3 protein-coding genes are annotated in these 2,620 nt (G+C 37.1%); 2 read left to right on the forward strand and 1 reads right to left on the reverse strand.

What is annotated here, in order from left to right:
* The first annotated feature begins 99 nt into the window (after nucleotides 1–99).
* Nucleotides 100–219: a VOC family protein gene (locus FNK51_RS27455; RefSeq protein ID WP_141995140.1), complete on the forward strand. Its 120-nt coding sequence runs from the start codon at nucleotides 100–102 to the stop codon at nucleotides 217–219.
* A 298-nt stretch (nucleotides 220–517) separates the two neighbouring features.
* On the opposite strand, the gene FNK51_RS26835 is transcribed toward FNK51_RS27455, so the two are convergent.
* Entirely contained in the window at nucleotides 518–682 is a 165-nt protein-coding gene (locus tag FNK51_RS26835) for a hypothetical protein (protein ID WP_181762351.1), read from the reverse strand.
* Between the two features lie 514 nt (nucleotides 683–1,196).
* On the opposite strand from FNK51_RS26835, the gene FNK51_RS25515 reads away from it, so the two are divergent.
* Nucleotides 1,197–2,375 carry an MFS transporter gene (locus tag FNK51_RS25515; RefSeq protein ID WP_141995141.1) on the forward strand — a complete coding sequence of 393 codons (1,179 nt, stop codon included), beginning with the start codon at nucleotides 1,197–1,199 and terminating at the stop codon, nucleotides 2,373–2,375.
* Nucleotides 2,376–2,620: the final 245 nt, after the last annotated feature.

Below are 2,620 nucleotides of genomic sequence, written 5' to 3' on the forward strand. Positions count from 1 at the left end.
CCAGAAGCAATATTGGCTATTGCTTCTTTTTTTTGTCCAAAAAAAGTGCCGTTTGCCCCTCACCTTAAAAGGGTATTTTAATTATCAGGGGGGATACATATGACAGCAGTTACTCATATTGGATTGGCTGTACCTGATTTGGATGCTGCGATTAAGTGGTATGAGCAGGTGTTGGGATTCAGGTTATTGGCGGGTCCCTTTTCGTTTGATGGCAGGTAAGGAGTAAAAATAAAATATGACGAATGATCTTCTTGGTGATACTGTTAAAAAGATGCGTAATGCTCATTTGATGGCGGATAATGGAGTGGGGATTGTGCTTTTTGAGTTTCTGGAATAAAAGCCGCGATTATTCCGCTTCGCCATTTACTTTTGTCGTTTTGTACCGCCTCCATTTACTGTCGGTTTCACAGAGACTGTTTTATCTTCTATATCATTCGACTTTGATACGTACTAGATTAATTAAGATTATTTAAATTCAAAAAATCCAGCATTTCTGCTGGATACTCCAAAGTACCAATCACTTAACCAAATTCAATACTTCTAGAAGTCTACCATCTGAATTATAGTTAAAAGTGACCGTCTTATCATCATGAATGTGATAGCTTAAACCAAAAAACTCTCCGTCTTCCGGAAATTTTTGTATAAAATCCTCGAGTTGTTCGGAATTTAGTTTAACGACCATAGGTTTCTTCCTATTATGTAGAGAATCTTCTACCCTCTCCATTACAGTCTCTGTAAATCTACCCATAATTAACTCCTTTAATCTCTCATTTCCCAAATAATATACCTTATAAATGGTAAATAAAAGGTCCTTAATTAAAATTTCATAATAATGACACGATTTCTTAACAACTCTCCCAATAATATGACGGTTTACCATAATTACCTTGTCGATTAACTAATTTCCATTGGAACTGCACGGTTGTTTCACTCAAAGTTAATTCCACTCTACATAAGGGTTCTGTATATGCAGGAACATGGTTTAATGGAAAATCTGCTATAAGACCCTGTGTGTTGTGTTTCCTGAATATAAAGTGACCTCCTTCCGAATGTTTGTTTCTAATAAAATTTTTACGGGCTAACTATTAGTCAATATTACTTAGATTTATAGTGATCACTTAATTTTTATAGATTGTTCTCTATAACTTTAGTAAAATGAGAATGATAATTACTATCAATTAAGGAGAATGGCTGTTATGGGTGTACCCTTGTTAAAAGAAGAACTTCCGGTTGTTAATAAAATCTGGTCGCGTGATTTTATTATGATTTTCTTGGCTAACTTTTTTGTTTTTTTATCCTTTCAGATGACTTCCCCTACCCTTCCACTTTTTGTAAAAGAGCTTGGCGGAAATGAACGGTATATTGGGTTAGTTGCTGGCATGTTTTTATTTTCTGCCCTGATTGTCCGTCCCTTTGCTGGACAGGCCTTGGAAACAAAAGGCAGACGTTTTGTTTTCTTGTTCGGTCTAGCTCTTTTGGCTGTAGCAATTGGTTCGTTTGGATTTATGATGAGTATTTTCCTTCTATGCGCCATAAGGATTGTACAAGGGATTGGCTGGGGATATACGACCACCGCATCAGGTACGATTGCCTCCGACCTTATCCCAGCAAAGCGTCGGGGTGAGGGAATGGGATACTTCACTTTATCGGGTAATTTGGCGATGGCTTTTGGTCCTTCATTTGGGCTTTTCTTAGCGGATGTTTTACCCTTTCAACATTTGTTTTTATTTTGCGGCGTATTAAGCCTGGCAGCTTGGATCATGGCTTCAACAATTACTTATAAAAAAGTAGATCATGCTTCTGTCCCAGTAAAAACTAATAGGTTTGACATTTATGAAAAAAGCGCTGTTGCTCCGTCCGTTCTTGTTTTTTTCATTACGGTAACTTTTGGCGGGACTGCTACCTTCTTACCGCTTTATACAATCGAAAAAGGTCTGACAGGTATTCAAGGATACTTTTTTCTTTACGCTTTAGCTCTTATTTTCACACGTATGTTTGCTGGAAAGATCTATGATCAAAAAGGACATCAAGCTGTCTTCATTCCATCTACTCTTATTATCGTAGTGGCGATGCTATTGCTAGCCTGGATGCCAAGTAACATGATTCTGTATTTGGCAGCTATTTTTTATGGCATTGGATTCGGTGCTGTCCAACCGGCTCTTCAAGCATGGTCTCTTGAACACGCTGCCCGAAATCGAAAAGGCATGGCCAATGCCACTTTCTATTCCTTCTTTGATCTTGGAATCGGTTTCGGTGCCATCCTCTTCGGACAAATCGGCTATCTGTTTGGGTATATAAGCATTTACATAATGGCCGCAGTCTCTGTGGGGATTTCAATATTGGCTTACCTATGGATTTTAAGAAAAATGAAGTAATTACACATTATAGGACATCTTTATGGATGTTCTTTTTTTCTGAAAACAGAAGTCCAGAAAAGTTTATCGCATTTGAATCAGCACATTTTTTAACCCTATGTAAAATATGTTATGGTTTTATTTGTTTTAAGTAATGTTATTGTATTCCCTGTTTCCTTCTCTCTTTTTCGTTGTATGATAGAAAAAAAAGGAGTTTTGGGAATGATTATTCTGCAGTATATTGGAAAAGTTTTTTCATTCATGCA

The organism is Bacillus sp. B4EP4a (assembly GCF_006680105.1).
In the GTDB taxonomy this organism is placed as follows: Bacteria; Bacillota; Bacilli; order Bacillales; family DSM-1321; genus Peribacillus; species Peribacillus simplex_E.